The organism is Syntrophus sp. (in: bacteria), from assembly GCF_040768185.1.
Lineage (GTDB): Bacteria > Desulfobacterota > Syntrophia > Syntrophales > Syntrophaceae > Syntrophus > Syntrophus buswellii.
Window position 1 is genome coordinate 147,989 of the sequence record NZ_JAXGNC010000007.1, and the last position, 15,685, is coordinate 163,673.

At 58.8% G+C, this 15,685-nt stretch carries 10 protein-coding genes and 1 riboswitch; of the genes, 5 read left to right on the forward strand and 5 right to left on the reverse strand.

Annotated elements, in window-relative coordinates; translation table 11 throughout:
- Window positions 1-92 precede the first annotated feature (92 nt).
- A complete protein-coding gene (locus AB3175_RS08965; RefSeq protein WP_367360603.1) occupies window positions 93-779 on the reverse strand; it encodes a M48 family metallopeptidase in 687 nt (228 codons plus the stop codon).
- A 480-nt stretch (window positions 780-1,259) separates the two neighbouring features.
- On the opposite strand from AB3175_RS08965, the gene AB3175_RS08970 reads away from it, so the two are divergent.
- Together AB3175_RS08970 and AB3175_RS08975 are read left to right on the forward strand one after the other, a co-directional pair.
- Window positions 1,260-2,492 carry an ammonium transporter gene (locus AB3175_RS08970; protein ID WP_367360604.1) on the forward strand — a complete coding sequence of 411 codons (1,233 nt, stop codon included), beginning with the start codon at window positions 1,260-1,262 and terminating at the stop codon, window positions 2,490-2,492.
- Between the two features lie 11 nt (window positions 2,493-2,503).
- Entirely contained in the window at window positions 2,504-2,845 is a 342-nt protein-coding gene (locus AB3175_RS08975) for a P-II family nitrogen regulator (RefSeq protein ID WP_367360605.1), read from the forward strand.
- 120 nt (window positions 2,846-2,965) lie between these two features.
- Here AB3175_RS08975 and AB3175_RS08980 read toward each other — a convergent pair whose 3' ends face one another.
- Entirely contained in the window at window positions 2,966-4,324 is a 1,359-nt protein-coding gene (locus AB3175_RS08980) for a sigma-54-dependent transcriptional regulator (RefSeq protein ID WP_367360606.1), read from the reverse strand.
- The gene (locus AB3175_RS08985) at window positions 4,321-6,120 is read right to left on the reverse strand and encodes a nitrogen regulation protein NR(II) (protein ID WP_367360607.1); all 1,800 of its coding nucleotides are present in this window, start codon (window positions 6,118-6,120) and stop codon (window positions 4,321-4,323) included. The genes AB3175_RS08980 and AB3175_RS08985 overlap by 4 nt, the downstream gene beginning before the upstream one ends.
- Before the next feature lie 253 nt (window positions 6,121-6,373).
- On the opposite strand from AB3175_RS08985, the gene AB3175_RS08990 reads away from it, so the two are divergent.
- Window positions 6,374-6,865 (forward strand): Spy/CpxP family protein refolding chaperone, encoded by a 492-nt coding sequence (locus AB3175_RS08990; RefSeq protein WP_367360608.1) that lies wholly within the window; start codon window positions 6,374-6,376, stop codon window positions 6,863-6,865.
- Between the two features lie 187 nt (window positions 6,866-7,052).
- Here the strand turns inward: AB3175_RS08990 and AB3175_RS08995 are convergent, their stop codons facing one another.
- Window positions 7,053-8,987: a potassium transporter Kup gene (locus AB3175_RS08995; protein ID WP_367360609.1), complete on the reverse strand. Its 1,935-nt coding sequence runs from the start codon at window positions 8,985-8,987 to the stop codon at window positions 7,053-7,055.
- A 65-nt stretch (window positions 8,988-9,052) separates the two neighbouring features.
- Window positions 9,053-9,192: riboswitch (cyclic di-AMP (ydaO/yuaA leader) on the reverse strand.
- A 29-nt stretch (window positions 9,193-9,221) separates the two neighbouring features.
- Window positions 9,222-11,783 carry a cation-translocating P-type ATPase gene (locus tag AB3175_RS09000; protein ID WP_367360615.1) on the reverse strand — a complete coding sequence of 854 codons (2,562 nt, stop codon included), beginning with the start codon at window positions 11,781-11,783 and terminating at the stop codon, window positions 9,222-9,224.
- A gap of 303 nt (window positions 11,784-12,086) precedes the next feature.
- Here AB3175_RS09000 and AB3175_RS09005 point away from each other — a divergent pair, with 303 nt between their 5' ends.
- Both AB3175_RS09005 and AB3175_RS09010 read left to right on the forward strand, forming a co-directional pair.
- Window positions 12,087-12,965: a universal stress protein gene (locus AB3175_RS09005; RefSeq protein WP_367360610.1), complete on the forward strand. Its 879-nt coding sequence runs from the start codon at window positions 12,087-12,089 to the stop codon at window positions 12,963-12,965.
- Window positions 12,955-15,600: a cation-translocating P-type ATPase gene (locus AB3175_RS09010; RefSeq protein WP_367360611.1), complete on the forward strand. Its 2,646-nt coding sequence runs from the start codon at window positions 12,955-12,957 to the stop codon at window positions 15,598-15,600. The genes AB3175_RS09005 and AB3175_RS09010 overlap by 11 nt, the downstream gene beginning before the upstream one ends.
- Window positions 15,601-15,685 lie beyond the last annotated feature (85 nt).

A 15,685-nucleotide genomic window follows, 5' to 3' on the forward strand; every position in this document is an offset into this window, starting at 1 on the left:
TCCTTGAGTAATCTGCAAATATTCAGCGCTGAAGATCAGCGTGTCTTCCATGTTTCTGTCATCTTGCTACCATCTTTGATCTGGAATTGGAATCACAGATTCAGGAAGGAGCCATTTTTGCGCAGCCAGAGTTTCCGATCCCGGTAATCGGGAATCACCAGGGCGACCCGCTTCCAGAATGCCGGGGAATGATTCTTTTCCGCGAGATGCTGAAGCTCATGGACAATGACATAATCGATAACGGAGCAGGGCGCCATGATCAGCCGCCAGTTGAAGGCCAGCCGGTCCGCCGCTGAGCAGGACCCCCAGAAGCTCCTTGCCGCTGTAATTCGAAAACTCCGGGGAAAGAGCTCCAGGCGCCGGCTGAATTCCTCCAGTCGCTCCCCGATGTGTCTCCGGGCCTGCTCTCCGTACCAGGCGGTAAAAATCTCCCGGCCCCTTGCCGGATCGCTCCGTCCGAGAACGAAATGCCTGGAATCGAAGAAAAGCCGGCCTTCCAAAGCGGAATCTGCCGGTTCGATCCGAAGGGGATAGGCCGTTCCCATAAAGAGGAAGGTTTCCCCTTCCCGAAAGGCCCGAGGGCTCCTTTCCTCCGGCAGCCTGTCCCTCTTTCGGAGGCGATCCCTCAGCCAGTCCAGTTTGTTCAAAAAAAACTTCTCGATTTCATCCTGAGGGGTGAACAAGGGGGCCCGGATGACGATCCGGCCATCCCTTGCCACTTGGAGGCAGAGCGTCTTCCGCCTTTTTCCGCTCCTTAAAAGCGTATAGCTCAAGTCCATTGAATCTCCTGTGCAACATCGACTCTCCCCTTACAGCCCACGCTTTCATTCCATGTTTTATCCCGCAGCGCAAGGGGAAATCCTGCGGCGGAGCTGCCTTTGCCCGGCAGGCCGTGAAAGGCGATACAAGGAGTCCGGGGGTGTCGGAATCCGGCTTTGATCCTTGAAGATGGAGGAGCGGGACCGGTGTTTCCGCCAGGGGAAATCCCCCTGTCTGGACAGGCCGTTGTTCAATTATGGTCTGAAGCAGTGCCGCGAAGGAACAATATTGTTCCAATTAAGTATCCGAGCCGAGGGCTGGTAAGTATTTGTTTTGTTATATCAATAAGATAAAATGATTTTTTCCCCTGGCACTCCCTTTGCTCTGTTCCTTTCCAAGGCGTCAAGCTTACGGAACCGCTTGTCGCCGGCCGATAAAGAAACCGGTTTTCAGATCTGCGGCACTTTGAAACGATTGAAATTCTAGAGGAGGAACTCATCATGAATGCAGGAGATACCGCCTGGGTCCTCATGTCCACGGTACTGGTTTTTGTTATGACGCCCGGCCTGGCCTTTTTCTATGGCGGGCTGGTGCGGCGGAAGAATGTTCTCTCCATTCTTATGCAGTGCTTTATCATCATGTGCGCCATCAGTCTGCAGTGGGTCCTTTATGGATATTCCCTGGCCTTTGGTCCCGATACGGGCTGGGGAATCATCGGCGGTCTGGACTGGGCGGGTCTGAAGGGGGTCGGGGGCGCTCCCAACGGGGATTATGCCGCCACCATTCCCCATCTCGTTTTTATGATCTTCCAGGCGATGTTCGCCATCATCACGCCGGCCTTGATTATCGGCGCCTTTGCGGAACGGGTGAAATTTTCCTCCTTTCTCGTACTGACGATCCTCTGGGCCACCCTGGTCTATGATCCCCTGGCCCACTGGGTCTGGAGTACGGGCGGCTGGATGAGAAGACTGGGCGCCCTTGATTTTGCGGGGGGAATCGTCGTTCATGTGAGTTCCGGCATATCCGCCCTGGTCATGGCGCTGCTGCTTGGAAAGCGGATCGGCTATGCCAGCGAACCCTTCCGGCCTCACAATCTGCCTTTCACGGTCCTGGGCGGCGCGCTGCTCTGGTTCGGCTGGTTCGGGTTCAATGCGGGAAGCGCCCTTGCCGCCAATGAGCTGGCGGCAAATGCCTTCGTAACGACCAATACGGCAACGGCTGCGGCGGGTTTTGCCTGGGCCCTGATCGAATGGAGGATTCACGGCGCGCCCACCGTCCTCGGCACTGTGACGGGTGCGGTGGCGGGCCTGGTGGCCATCACCCCCGCCTGCGGCTTTGTTTCCCCCTTGAGCTCCATCGTCATCGGGGCGGCCGCCAGCGCGATCTGCTACATGGCCATTGCCGTCGTCAAGGCCAAACTGGGTTATGACGATTCCCTCGATGCCTTCGGCGTGCACGGGGTCGGCGGAGCCTGGGGCACGATCGCCACGGGACTCTTGGCGGAGAAGGCGGTCAATTCCGCCGGTGCGGACGGCCTCTTTTTCGGCGGCCTCCATCAATTTCTCGTCCAGCTCGCGCTTGTGGGGGTTACCGTTCTTTACGCCGCTGTCGTCACCTTTGTTCTCTTCAAGGTCATCGACGCCCTGCTGGGCATGAAAGTGGACAAGAAGAGTGAAATCCTGGGGCTCGATCTGAGTCAGCAGTGCGAATCGGCCTACACGGTCGTAGAGTGAGGAGAAAAACCATGAAACTGATTGTGGCCATTATCCAGCCCCACAAGCTGGAGGAAGTGAAAGGTGCCCTGGAAGCCGTGAACGTGAACCTCATGACCGTTTCCAATGTTCTTGGTCAGGGGCGCCAGAAAGGATATACGGAGGTGTACCGGGGAATGCGCGAGGCCGGCGGCCTGCTGCGGAAGGTGAGGCTGGACATCGCCGTCAACGAGGATTTTGTGGAAAAGACCATTCAGGCCATCGTTAAAGGCGCCCACACCGGAGAGACCGGCGACGGGAAGATCTTTGTCCTGGACCTGCAGGAGTGCGTCCGGATCGGCACCGGGGAGCGGGGATCCGCAGCCATCGGTTAAAAAATTCATGGATGCCGCGGATTTTTCATCTCTTGCATCCGATTACATCAGGGGGCCCCGAATCCGCCGGTCTCTGCGGCGATTCGGGGCCATTTTTGTTCTAGAGGGGCGGCTCCACTTTTACATCATACCGTATTTTTTCAGCTTCTGGTGAAGGGTCCGCCGGGTGATTCCCAGCCGCCGTGACGCCTCGCTCTTGTTCCCGCCGGTTTCGTCCAGGGTTTTCAGAATGGTTGCCTTCTCAACGCTTTCAAGGGAGGACTTCCCGACTGCGGCCCCGTGTTGCTCTTCGCCGGGGTCGTTTTCCATGAGAACGGGAGAGAGGTCAGGCTCGTCGAGATAGTCCGACCGGGAAAGAACTACCCCGCGTTCAACGGTATTCATCAGTTCCCGCACATTGCCGGGCCAGGGGTAGCGGAGCATCCGGTCCAGGGCGCGAGGGGTGAATCCCTTGATCTCCTTGCGGTTTTTCTTGGCGAATTCCTTCAGAAAATGGACGGCCAAAAGGGGGATGTCCTCTTTGCGCTCGCGCAGGGGCGGAACCTGGAGGGTCACCACATTGAGCCGGTAGTAGAGGTCTTCCCGGAAGCGTCCGGCGGCGATTTCCCGGACAAGGTCCCGGTTGGTGGCGGTAATAACCCGCACGTCGATGGGGATGACCTCCTCACCGCCGACCCGGGTGATTTCCCGTTCCTGGAGGACCCGAAGCAGCTTCACCTGCATGGACAGGGACATCTCGCTCACCTCGTCGAGCAGGATGGTCCCGCTGTTGGCCTGGCGGAACTTTCCCTCCCTGCGGCGGTCAGCTCCGGTAAAGGAGCCCTTTTCATGGCCGAAGAGCTCTGATTCCAGCAGCGTTTCCGTAATGGCCGCGCAATTGATCTTGATGAAGGGCCCCTCCTTCCGCAGGCTGTTGTAATGGATGGCGGCTGCGATAATCTCCTTTCCGGTCCCTGATTCGCCGGTGATGAGAACCGTCGCCTCAGACGGGGCCACCTGGGCCGCCAGGTCGAGGAGCCTGGTCATGGCCTCGCTGCGACCGATGACATTGCGCCGGTCAAAGCGGAGTCCCAGGCGTTCCTTCAGGAGAAGATTTTCCTCCTTCAGGTGCGTGTGCTCCAGCCCCCGTTCCATAACAAGCCTCAGCTCGTCGAAGTCCAGGGGCTTGGTCAGGTAATCGTAGGCCCCCTTCTTGAGAGCTTCCACGGCGGTCTCCACCGAGGCATAGGCGGTCATGAGGATGATGGGGATGGCCGGATTGCGCCTGTGGATTTCCTCGAGGGCCTCGATTCCCGAAACCCGCACCATCCGGATATCCATGAGAACCAGGTCTACCGGGTGCCGATGGACGGCTTCAATGGCCGTCGCCCCGTCATCGGCTTCGGAAACGGCATATCCCCAGCCGGAGATCAGGGTCCTGAGCATGGTCCGGTGGGCAAAATCATCATCAACCACTAGAATTTCAATCTTCTTTTTCATGAAGACAACTCCATTTCGATAGGTTCGGACGAAGCCTCTCGGCGGGGAAGAAGGACGGAAAATACCGTTCCCCTTCCGGGTTCACTGGAGACAAGGATCTCTCCGCCGTGAGCCTCGACGATTCGCTGGGCAATGGGCAATCCAAGGCCGGTTCCGGAAGGGCGGGTCGTGAAATACGGATCAAAGATCCGCCCCAGTTCCTCTTTGCCGATTCCCGTTCCCGTGTCGGAAACGTCCACCCGGACGGTTCGATCGCCAGACTGGACGACCCTGAGGGAAAGCGTTCCGCCCTTTTCCATGGCGTTGAGGGCATTGAGGGTCAGATTGAGAAAGACCTGGGTCATACGGTCGCTGTCCAGAAGAAGATCGGGCACCGTGCGGCCGAAATCGGCTTCAAGGGACACCCCTTTCTCCCGGGCCTGGACTTCTATCATTTTCAGGGCATGCCGGAGAATCGGTTCGATGGCCGCCTCCTTCCGGTTCAGGGTCAGGGGGCGGGAAAATTCCAGAAGCTGGCCGATCACCCGGTTCAGCCGCTCCACCTCCTGGATCATAATGTCCGTCACCTGGAGATCCTCGGGATTGTCCCGGTAGCGCTCCCGCAGGTAAGTGGCAAATCCCTTGATGGAGCTCAGGGGGTTCCGGATTTCATGGGCCACGCCGGAAGCCAGGCTGCCGATGGCCGCCAGCCGACGGTTGTGCTCCAATTCCCTCTTGAGGTGCTGTACCTCCGTCAGATCCCGGAAGAGGATGGCATATCCGAAAAAATTCCCTTCGTCATCCTGAAGCCTTGTGGCGATGACGGACAGGGGGATCGTCCGTTCCCTGTTCACTGGGCATTCCGCTTCCCTTTCCAGGATCTGCTGAGCCTTGCCGAGGCCTTCGGTCGTTTCTGTAATGATATCAGGCAGGGCCTCCTCGGCTGTTCGCCCCAAAACATCCCCGGCCGGCAGCCCGAAAAGGGCTTCCGCCGTCTCGTTGAAGGCGATGATCCTTTTCCCGGGGTCCATGGCCACAAGCCCGATGGGCATGTGATTCACCAGGCTGTCGGAGAAAGCCCTGGCCCGGGAAAGGGAGCCGCGCACCGAACGGTAGCCCTGCGCCAGGAGCAGGGAAACCATTCCGGCAAAGCCGATGAGAAGGAGCGATACGCCGGTTATAACGGCATTCCGGGTGTCCTGTCCCTGGGCTGCCAGGACGGGGCCCATGTCCAGCCCGACAAAGATTACATAGCCCCGGGGCTGGCCGGCATTTTCCGGGGCTCTGTCGTCAGCGCCCCTGCTGTCCGGAAGATCCGCCCGCTCCTGGAATCCCGGAAAAGGGCTTCCCGGGGAAGAAAGGCCCCGGTACACCTCAAAGGTATGGGTGCCCTGATCATCGGCGATCCGGCGCCAGGCTGCCGAAGTGCGTCGGGCGGCCGCCCTGAGATCCAGGTTCCAACCGTATATCTCTCCCACCATGGAAGGATCGCTGTCCGCCACGATGACCCCCTGCGTATCGGCGATGATGAGATAATCCACCCCCGGCTGGCGGGCCGTTTCGATCAGCAGCTTCTGAAGCTGGACGCTGCCCCACTCGAGGCCGGCCCCCGCTCGGGCGCCCGCCTCGAAGGAGCGTATCAGGGCCTCTCCCTTTTCAATCAGCAGGCGGGTGGTGAGTTCGTTCTCCCGGTGGATATTCCCCAGGGTGATGAAGGCGAAGATCGGAATCAAAACCAGGAGCGCCCCCAGGATGATCCACGGCGGGATCATCACCCAGAAATTCCTTAAAGAAGATCCGCTGCGAACCTTTTTCATGAGATTGTCCATCCATCGCACTCTGCTTTTTCGGGGCTGTTGATGCCCCGATGTCCTAACTGGATACACACTGTTCAGCTGGATACCACAATTGGATACTTTTTACCCATATTTTCTCTCCTTCATTGAAAGAGAAAAATTCATTTTCTTAATAATCCTTTAATATCAACAATATAGGCGTTTCTTTCTGTCCTGGCACAGCTGTTGCCATTAAGGAGAGTAACGAAAACACATTTAGAAAGGAGAAATGACCATGAAGAAATTATTGACGGTGATGGCCGTGTTGGTTCTTGCGGTTGCGGTTGCTGTGCCATCTTTTGCTTACAGGGGATGGCGGGGCCATGGAGACGGTCCTTGCGCAGATGTCACCAAAGTTCCGGGACTCAACCTGACGGTGGAGCAGAAGGCCAAGCTGACGGACATGCAGGCCGCGCACTTGAAGGACATCAAGCCCCTCCGGGATCAGCTCTACAGCAAGAAGGGCGACTTGAGGCTCCTCTGGCTGGAAAAGAACCTGGATCAGGCCAAAATCACAGCCCTGGACAAGGAAATCCGGGCCATCAGGGATCAGATCCATGACAAGAGGACGAGCTATCAATGGGCCGTCTATCAGCTGCTGACTCCGGAACAGCGGGGCCAACTTGGGAACCTGGGTCGCAGAGGACCCTGCTTCGCCCCCGAACAGGGTCCGAGAATGGGTCCCGGAATGGGCTACGGTAACGGTCCCGGCATGATGGGCCGTTAGGCGGGCCGGAACAGGCAAAAAAGCAAGCAGGCAGTCCACAGGGGCTGTTTTCGGGGGGGGCCGTCAGCGCCCTCCCCATAACCATGCGGGATCCTCCGGCAATGCGAATCGCCGCCGGGAGATCCCGCATTTTTATGACGGATGGGCGTTCGATTCCTCTCAAGGCAACCCCCGGGTCTCCCGGGGGTTATATTTCCACCTGAGCGCCCAGTTCCACCACGCGGTTGACCGGCAGGTTGAAGTAGGAGGCAGGGGTTCCGGCGTTTCGGGACATGAAGGCAAAGAGCGATTTGCGCCAGAGCATCATTTTCGCCGTCCCGGTGGTGAGGAGCGATTCTCTGCCGAGATAGAAGGTCGTCGTCATGGGATCCGTCGCCAGCCCCTGGGCTGCGGCGATTTTCAGAAGTTTCGGCACATCGGGCTCCTGCATGAATCCGCAGACGGCCTCCAGGCGGTAAAATCCCTGGCCCAGATCTTCAACGGCGACGCGTTCCCGATCCGGAACCATGGGAACGCCTGTGGAACGGATGCTGAGGAGCACCACCTGCCCGTGCAGCATGTGGTTGTGCTTCACATGGTGCAGAAGGGTGGGCGGTATGCCCGCTGGAGAGATCGTCATGAAAATCGCCGTGCCCGGGACCCGGGGAAGCTTGTGCTTCGCAACCTCTTCAAGAAAAATGTCCACGGGCAGTCTTTCCCCCTGAAGCTTATGGTTCAACTCCTCCCTTCCTCTGCGCCAGGTGGTCATCACGGTCGTTATGATCAGCGCCGCCAGAAGGGTGAACCACCCCCCGTCGACAATTTTCAGAAAATTGGCCCCCAGATAGGAAAGATCGAAGACAAGAAAGGTGGCCACCAGGGGAATGGCCTTCCAGAGGGGCCATTTCCGGTTGTAGACCAGGACCAGGAAGAACAGGAACGAGGAGATCGTCATCGTGCCGGTCACGGAAAGGCCATAGGCCCCTGCCAGTCCGCTGGATGCGCCGAAACCGAGAACGACGCCGATGCAGCTGATCATGAGCGCATAGTTGACGAAGGGGATGTAGATCTGCCCCTCCATCTCGCTGGAGGTGTGAACGATCCTGATGCGGGGAAGAAATCCCAGCTGTATGCCCTGCTGGGTGATGGAAAAGACCCCGGAAATCAGGGCCTGCGAAGCGATCACGGCGGCAACCGTCGCCAGGCCGACCATCGGATAGAGCAGGGGTTCGGGAACGACGCCGTAAAAGGGGTTGACTTTCATTTCCGGGTGATGAAGAAGGAGCGCTCCCTGGCCGAAGTAGTTGAGCAGCAGGGCCGGGTAGGCGATGGCGAGCCAGGAGAAGCGGATGGCGCTGCGTCCGAAATGGCCCAGGTCCGCGTAAAGGGCCTCTCCACCGGTAAAGCAGAGGACCACGGAGCCGAGCACAAGAAATCCATGGAAATGATTCTGTAAAAAAAAGTTGAAGGCAAAAATCGGGTTCACCGCGGAAAGCACCCGGGGCTCGTGAAGAATCTGCACGAAGCCCAGGCAACTCAAGGCGGCAAACCACAGAAGCATGATCGGACCGAAAACGATACCGATGTCCGCCGTGCCCCGGCGCTGCACGAGAAAGAGCCCGAGGAGGATTGCGCAGGTCAGGGGAACCACCATCGGTTTTGCCGCCTCGGTCGCCACCTCGAGGCCCTCGATTGCGGAAAGGACGGAGATGGCCGGGGTGATGATCCCCTCGCCGCAGAGAAGCCCCGCTCCCAGAATGCCCGCCAGCATCACGAGGGCATGTTGCCCGGATGAAATATTGCTCGACGGTCTGGGGATCAGGCCGAGGAGGGCAAAAATCCCGCCTTCTCCCCGGTTATCCGCCCTCATGATGAAAACCACGTACTTGATGCTGATGACCATGGTCATCGACCAGAAGATCAGGGAAAGCGTTCCCATGAGATTGGTGTGGGAAAGGCTGATCGCGTGCGTCCCATAGAAGCACTCCCGGACGGTGTAAAGCGGGCTGGTTCCCAGGTCGCCGAAGACAACGCCCAGGGCGCCGAGGGCGAGGAGAAGAAATTTCCCCTTCTGGTGGTTTTGGGAATTGATGTTCGAATTCTGTGAGGCCTGCGGTTGGCCTTCGTCAGGTTGATTTTCCAAAGATTGGGCACCCCCCTTAAATTCAACAGGAACTTGGAGGAGCAGATCCCGATGAATGATGGGGAAGGTCTCCTCAACGACGCCTGCGGGGTTAGCTGACGGGCTCGGGCCGAAGAGGATGCCCTACACCTTATGTGTGGTGATACGCCCCGGAAAAAATGGGTCCCCCGCTCCTCAAAATCTGAGAATTAAGCGGCACTTCATAAATCACTATAAACGCTTATTGTCAAGAAATCATCGCATAAAAAACGGTTTCTGGAGGCCGCGAAGGAATTTGAGTCCCTCGAACCAGAGAATGCTGACCACTCCCGTCGCCAGGCACAGCCAGAGATCGGGGGCATGGAGCCGGTCGAATTTGAACAGATGCCGCAAGGCGGGAGCGTACAGGACCAGCCCCATGAAGAGAAGGGTTCCCCCTATCACCCACCAGAGCGCGGGATTGGGAGCGTTCAGCGTGGCCGGAATCGTTCGTGACCAGGAGCGGTTGGTCAGAATCAGGCAGAGGTTGGCGGCAATAAGGGCCGTGAACGTCAACGCCCGGGCGTAGCCTTCTCCAAGGCCCTCATGGAAGGAGAAAAGAAAGACGACCACCAGGAGTAAAAGAACGCTGATGCCCTGCATCAGGCTGACAGCCAGCGTTTTCGCGTTCAACAGGGGTTCGGCCGGGTTTCGGGGAGGGCGGGTCATCACGTCTGCTTCCTCCCGTTCGTTTTCGAAGACGATCGAGCAGGCCGGATCAATGATCAATTCCAGAAACAGGATGTGAACCGGCATCAGAATGAGGGGCCAGTTGCAGAGTACGGGAATCAGGGACAATCCCGCAATCGGCACATGGATCGCGACAATGTAGGCCACGGCCTTTCGGATGTTGTAGAATATCCGGCGCCCCAGTCTCAGGGCCTGGACGATGGACGAAAAATCGTCGTCGAGAAGCACCAGTGAAGCGGATTCCCTCGCCACATCCGTTCCTCTGCCCCCCATGGCAATCCCGATATGGGCGGACTTCAGGGCCGGGGCGTCGTTGACTCCGTCCCCCGTCATCGCCACGATTTCACCCTTTGCCTTGAGGGCTTCGACGAGCCGCAGTTTCTGTTCCGGGACGACACGGGCAAAGATGTTGACGGCTGAAATCCTCCGCTGCAGTTCCTCATCGGACATGGCGTCCAGATCCGGTCCCGTCAGGCAGTCCTCACCGGGCGCCAGGCCGATCTGACGGGCGATGTGCCGGGCCGTTCCCGGATAGTCTCCGGTAATCATCACCACGCGGACTCCGGCTGTACGGCATTCCCGAATCGATTCCGGGACCGAGGCCCTCACCGGATCGGACAATCCGATCAGGCCCACGAATTCGAAAACGAAGTCATGCTGTCCATCGGGCAGGTCCGAGGGCTCGAAAACGGCCTTGGCGACCCCGAGCACCCGGAGGCCATCATCGGCAAGGCAGCGAACGTGCCGATCCAGCTCCTCCGTCTCTCCTCCATTCAGGTGGCAGAGATCGGCAATCGCTTCCGGTGAGCCTTTGGCGGCGATGACGTAGTCTCCGCCATGAGGGGATTTCCAGACGCGGGACAGGGAAAGCAGCTCCCGGGAGAGGGGGTACTCGTGAACCAGCGCCCAGTCTGAATGGAGATGTTCCGTTTCTGCAAGGTGGAGGTCTCCCAATAGCTTGATCGCCTTTTCCATGGGATCAAAGGGGTCGATCTGGCTTGCCAGGATGCTGAATTCCGCAAGCTCGTGAAAAGGTTCGGGCAGGATCTGCTGATCAAAATTTCCCAGCGTGAAGAAGGAGTTCCGGGCAAACAGTTTCCGGACGGTCATCCGGTTTTCGGTGAGTGTCCCTGTTTTATCCACACAGAGGACGGTGGCTGAACCAAGGGCCTCGACGGCCGGAATGCGCCGGGTGAGGACCCGCTTCTGGGAAATGCGCCAGGCTCCGATAGCCAGGAAGACGGTAAGCACGACGGGAAACTCTTCCGGCAGGGTCGCCATGGCCAGGGTGATGCCCGCCAGAAGCCCATGGAGCCAGTCCCCCCTCGTCAACCCATAGACGACAATGACCACGGCGCACAGGGAAAGTCCAAGGAGCGAGAAATAGCGGACCAGCCGCCCCGTCTCCTTCTGCAGGAGAGATTCCTCCGGCGCAACGTCCTGCAGGGCCCTGCCGATTTTCCCGATCTCGGTGTGGATGCCCGTGGCCAGTACCCGGGCGATGCACTGGCCCTGAACGGCCAGGGTCCCCGAGTAAATGAAGGGAAGATCGTCACCGCCCGGCCGTCCCATTCCGGAGGCGCAGGGGTCGGCGGACTTCCGGACAGGTGCGGATTCTCCGGTCAGGAGAGACTCATCCACGCAGAGGCTCAGGCAGGAGAGCAGAACCGCATCGGCGGGAATGCGATCCCCCTCTTTCGCCACCAGGATGTCCCCCCGGACAACCTCCCGTCCGGCAATCCGTCTTTCCCGGCCATCCCGGATCACCAGGGCGCGGGGGCTGGAAAGATCCCGCAGGGCCTCCAGGGCCCGCTCCGTCTTGCGCTCCTGATAAAGCGTGATGCCCATGACGACAAAGACAAAACCGAGGAGCATCAGCGCTTCATGAACATCTCCCAGGAAAAGGTAAAGGGTTCCGCAGGTGACCAGCAGCAGAAACATGGGTTCCCGCACGACATCCCCGGTGACGGCCCAGACGCTGCGCCCCCGGGACGAGGGCAACTCGTTGTACCCATCCCGGAGTAAGCGCTGTGCCGCTTCCTCTTCCGAAAGTCCGGGAAATATTTTGGGGTCCAGCCCGCTGCTCATTGCCTGTGCCAACCTCGAATAGGAAATAGGCGACTGATCCTGCTGATCATAAGGGGGGAATCCGGGGAATTCAAGGATATTGTGACCGATGGCCGGCCATGGTGTGCCCTGAAGGCTTCGTCTGCGGGACAGGTATGACTTTCCGGAAATCTTTTTCATCCACGGCCACATTTCTCATAGAAATCGTCCGTGTCGGGGAGTAAAATAAATCCGGCAAGATGAGCCGAGGGCACAAAGGGCTGAGAGGCTTGTCCGTGAGAGCCTTTTCGGGGGTTTTCCCCCGGAAGGAAGCCTTTTCCGCCGATGAGGGGACCATGCCGCCGGAGCGATTCCGTGGAAACCATGTATAAAAAGATTCTTGCCGCAGTCAATGAGCATCTGAATTCCGAAGTGGCGGCGCGCTATGCCCTGAACCTCGCCCAGGAGCTTCATGCAAAGCTCTATATCTGCTTTGTCGCCGAGGAGGGCATGCCCCCCCATGACCGCCACATCGCCGAGGAAGCCATTCAGCGGCTTTTCGACGACGCCCTGGAACGGAACATCCAGGCGGAAAGCATCGCCTCCACGGGAAATCCCCTCCGGGAGATCGGGAAAATCGTCCGCCAGGAAAGGATCGGGCTTGTCTTTGCCTCGACCCGGAGAGAGGATCTTGAGAAAAGGTTCTACGCCGGCACTGTGGCCCGGAGCCTGTCGCTGAAGCTTCCCTGCTCCGTGGCCCTCGTGCGCATTGCCCATTCCGGCAGGGTGCGCCCCGGGAGGATTCTCGTTCCGGTGAAGGCAAGGATCAATCGCGTGCGGGAACGTGCGCTTTTTGTGTCCGCCATGGCCAAGGCATTCGGGGCAAAGGTTTTCGTCTTCCATGCGCCGAAGCCTCTGGAAAAGCTCTTTTCCGGAGAGATACACCTCACTCCCCCGGAATGGGAAGAGCGCAGGTCAACGGACATCGCGCACTTCATGAGTCATCTCACGCAGAGGGACATCGAGCATGAAGGGCGGCACCTGCCGGGAGGGATCGCCCGGAACATCACGGTCGAAGCCTTTGCAAAGCGGCATGACCTCATCATCATGGGGGCCAGCGAGCGGAGCCTTCTGGCTTCCCTGCTCAATGGCAGTCCCGTCGAGCAGGTTCTGAGAGAGACACCCTGCGACCTCATCATCCTGAAGCCCCGCCATGAAGATTAACAGCCTTTCCCGGGAGGAGGCCCTTCGGGCCCTTGTCAGTTCGGAAAACGGCCTTTCCGAAAAGGAAGCCGCCCGAAGGCTTTCGGAAAGCGGTTTCAACGAGATCCGGGAGGCGCACAGAACTCCCCTGGCGATCCGGTTCTTGAAGCAGTTTACCCATTTCCTGGCCTTGCTCCTCTGGGTCGGCGCAGGGCTCGCCTTCCTTTCCGATTATCTCCATCCCGGCGAGGACATGGGCACCCTCGGTTTTGCCATCATCGGCGTCATTGTGATCAATGCCGTCTTTACCTACATCCAGGAATACCGCGCCGAGAAGGCCCTGGAGGCCCTGAAGAGGCTTCTGCCCTTTTCGGTGCGGATTGTCCGGGAAGGAAAGGAGCGGAAGGTCCCGTCTCGGGAGGTTGTCCCGGGGGATGTTATGCTCCTTTCCGAAGGGGACCGGATCCCCGCCGACGCCCGCCTCATCGAAGGCGCCATGCTGAAGGTCAACAATGCTCCGCTGACGGGCGAGTCCGAAGCCAGCCTTCGCAATGCTCTGCCTGCGCCGGGCGAACTTCTGGACAGCCCCAATATTGTCTTTGCCGGGACAAGCGTCATAAGCGGTTCGGGAAAAGCCCTGGTGTTCGCAACAGGAATGGGGACGGAATTCGGCCGGATCGCCCATCTGACGAGCGCCGTTGAGCAGGATCTCAGCCCGCTTCAGAAGGAGATTGCCAAGGCGACCCGCCTGGTGGCGACCATCGCCGCCCTGGTCGGCATCTTTTTCTTCAGCCTCGGATTTGTCATCGGGAGGGATTTCTGGGGAAATTTCATCTTTGCCGTCGGCATCACCGTCGCCCTGATCCCCGAGGGGATGCTGCCCACCGTCACCCTCTCCCTGGCCATGGCGAGCCAGAGAATGGCGAAACGGAAGGCCTTGATCAAGAATCTCTCCTCGGCGGAGACGCTGGGCTGCGTATCCGTGATCTGCACCGACAAGACCGGAACACTGACCCAGAATCGAATGACCGCGGAAAAAATATGGAGAGACGGCTCGATCCTGGATGCGCAGGGATTTATGGCGCCGGCCGATGATCCGCTGATGCAGGCGGCCCTTCTGTGCAATAATGCGCGCTTCGCCGACAATGAATACCGGGGGGATCCCACCGAGACTGCCCTGCTGCGGCTTGGAAGGGAAAGCCTGGGTGATCTGAGTGCAGAACGCATGTTTGAGATTCCCTTCGACTCGGACCGGAAGAGGATGACCACCGTGAACAGAGTGGGGGACGCGGGAATCGTCTTTTCGAAGGGGGCCATGGAGAGCATCCTGCCCCTGTGCAGCCGGTTCCTGGTGAACGGCGTCGAATACGGGATGGAGGAGACCTTTCGCGAAAGGGCATTGGATGCCTATGGGTCCCTCATGGATCATGGGCTGAGGGTTCTGGCCTTCGCCTACAGGAAAAATCCTTCCGATCTCCTCCCCCCGGACCCCTCGTCTCTGGAAGAGGATCTTGTGTTGGCCGGCCTGGTCGGGCTCGAAGACCCGCCGCGGCCTGAGGTGCCGGAGGCCATTGGAAAATGCCATGAGGCGGGCATCAAGGTCATCATGATCACGGGGGATGGAAGCCGGACGGCAGTTGCCATCGCCCGCGAGATCGGCCTGGTGAAGGGCGATCCGCTCGTGATCGAAGGGCCGGAGTTCCTGGAAATGGATGACCGGGAACTCCGGGAAAAACTCTCGGTCGGAGAAATCCTCTTTGCGCGCATGGCGCCGAAGCACAAGATGAGGGTCGTCTCGATCCTCCAGGAGGAAGGGGAATGGGTCGCTGTGACGGGCGACGGCGTCAATGACGCGCCTGCCCTGAAAAAGGCGGATATCGGCATCTCCATGGGCATTTCGGGTACCGATGTCGCGAAGGAAGCTTCGGACATGATCCTGCTGGATGACAATTTCGCCACCATCGTCAATGCCGTTGAGGAAGGCCGGGCGGTTTACGAGAACATCCGGAAATTTATCACCTACATCTTTGCCTCCAACATCCCGGAGGCCGTCCCCTACCTCGCATACATCCTGTTCCGGATCCCGCTGCCGCTGACGATCATGCAGATCCTGGCCGTCGACCTCGGCACGGACATGCTTCCGGCACTGGCCCTCGGCACGGAAAAGCCGACACCGGCGGTGATGAGGCAGCCGCCCCGAAGCAGGAACGAGAGACTCCTCAATTTTTCGCTCCTTTCCCGTGCCTATCTCTTCCTGGGGCCGATCGAAGCCTTCGCCTGCATGTCCGGTTTCTTCTATGTCATGATCAACGGGGGCTGGACATGGGGGATGGAGGCAGCGCCGGATCACGTCCTCTATCTGCAGGCGACGACGGCGTGTCTCACCGCGATCATCATCGTCCAGATCGGCAACGTCTTTGCCTGCCGGTCGGCGAAAGAGTCCGTGTTCAGACTCGGTTTTTTTTCAAACCGGTTCATCTTCATCGGCATCGGTTTCGAACTCTGCCTTCAGCTCTTCATCGTCTATTCCCCTTACGGAAACAGGGTATTCTCGACCTATCCCCTTTCCCCGGCAATGTGGCTGGTCCTTCTTCCCTTTGCCTTCCTTCTGCTCTTCAGTGAGGAGGCCAGGAAATATCTCGTACTGCGACGGTGACGGAAGCCTATTCAGGAGACCCTATACCATCGGGGAGGTAATTTGCCAGGCGACAACCTTAATCCACCATCAAAAAAAAATAAAA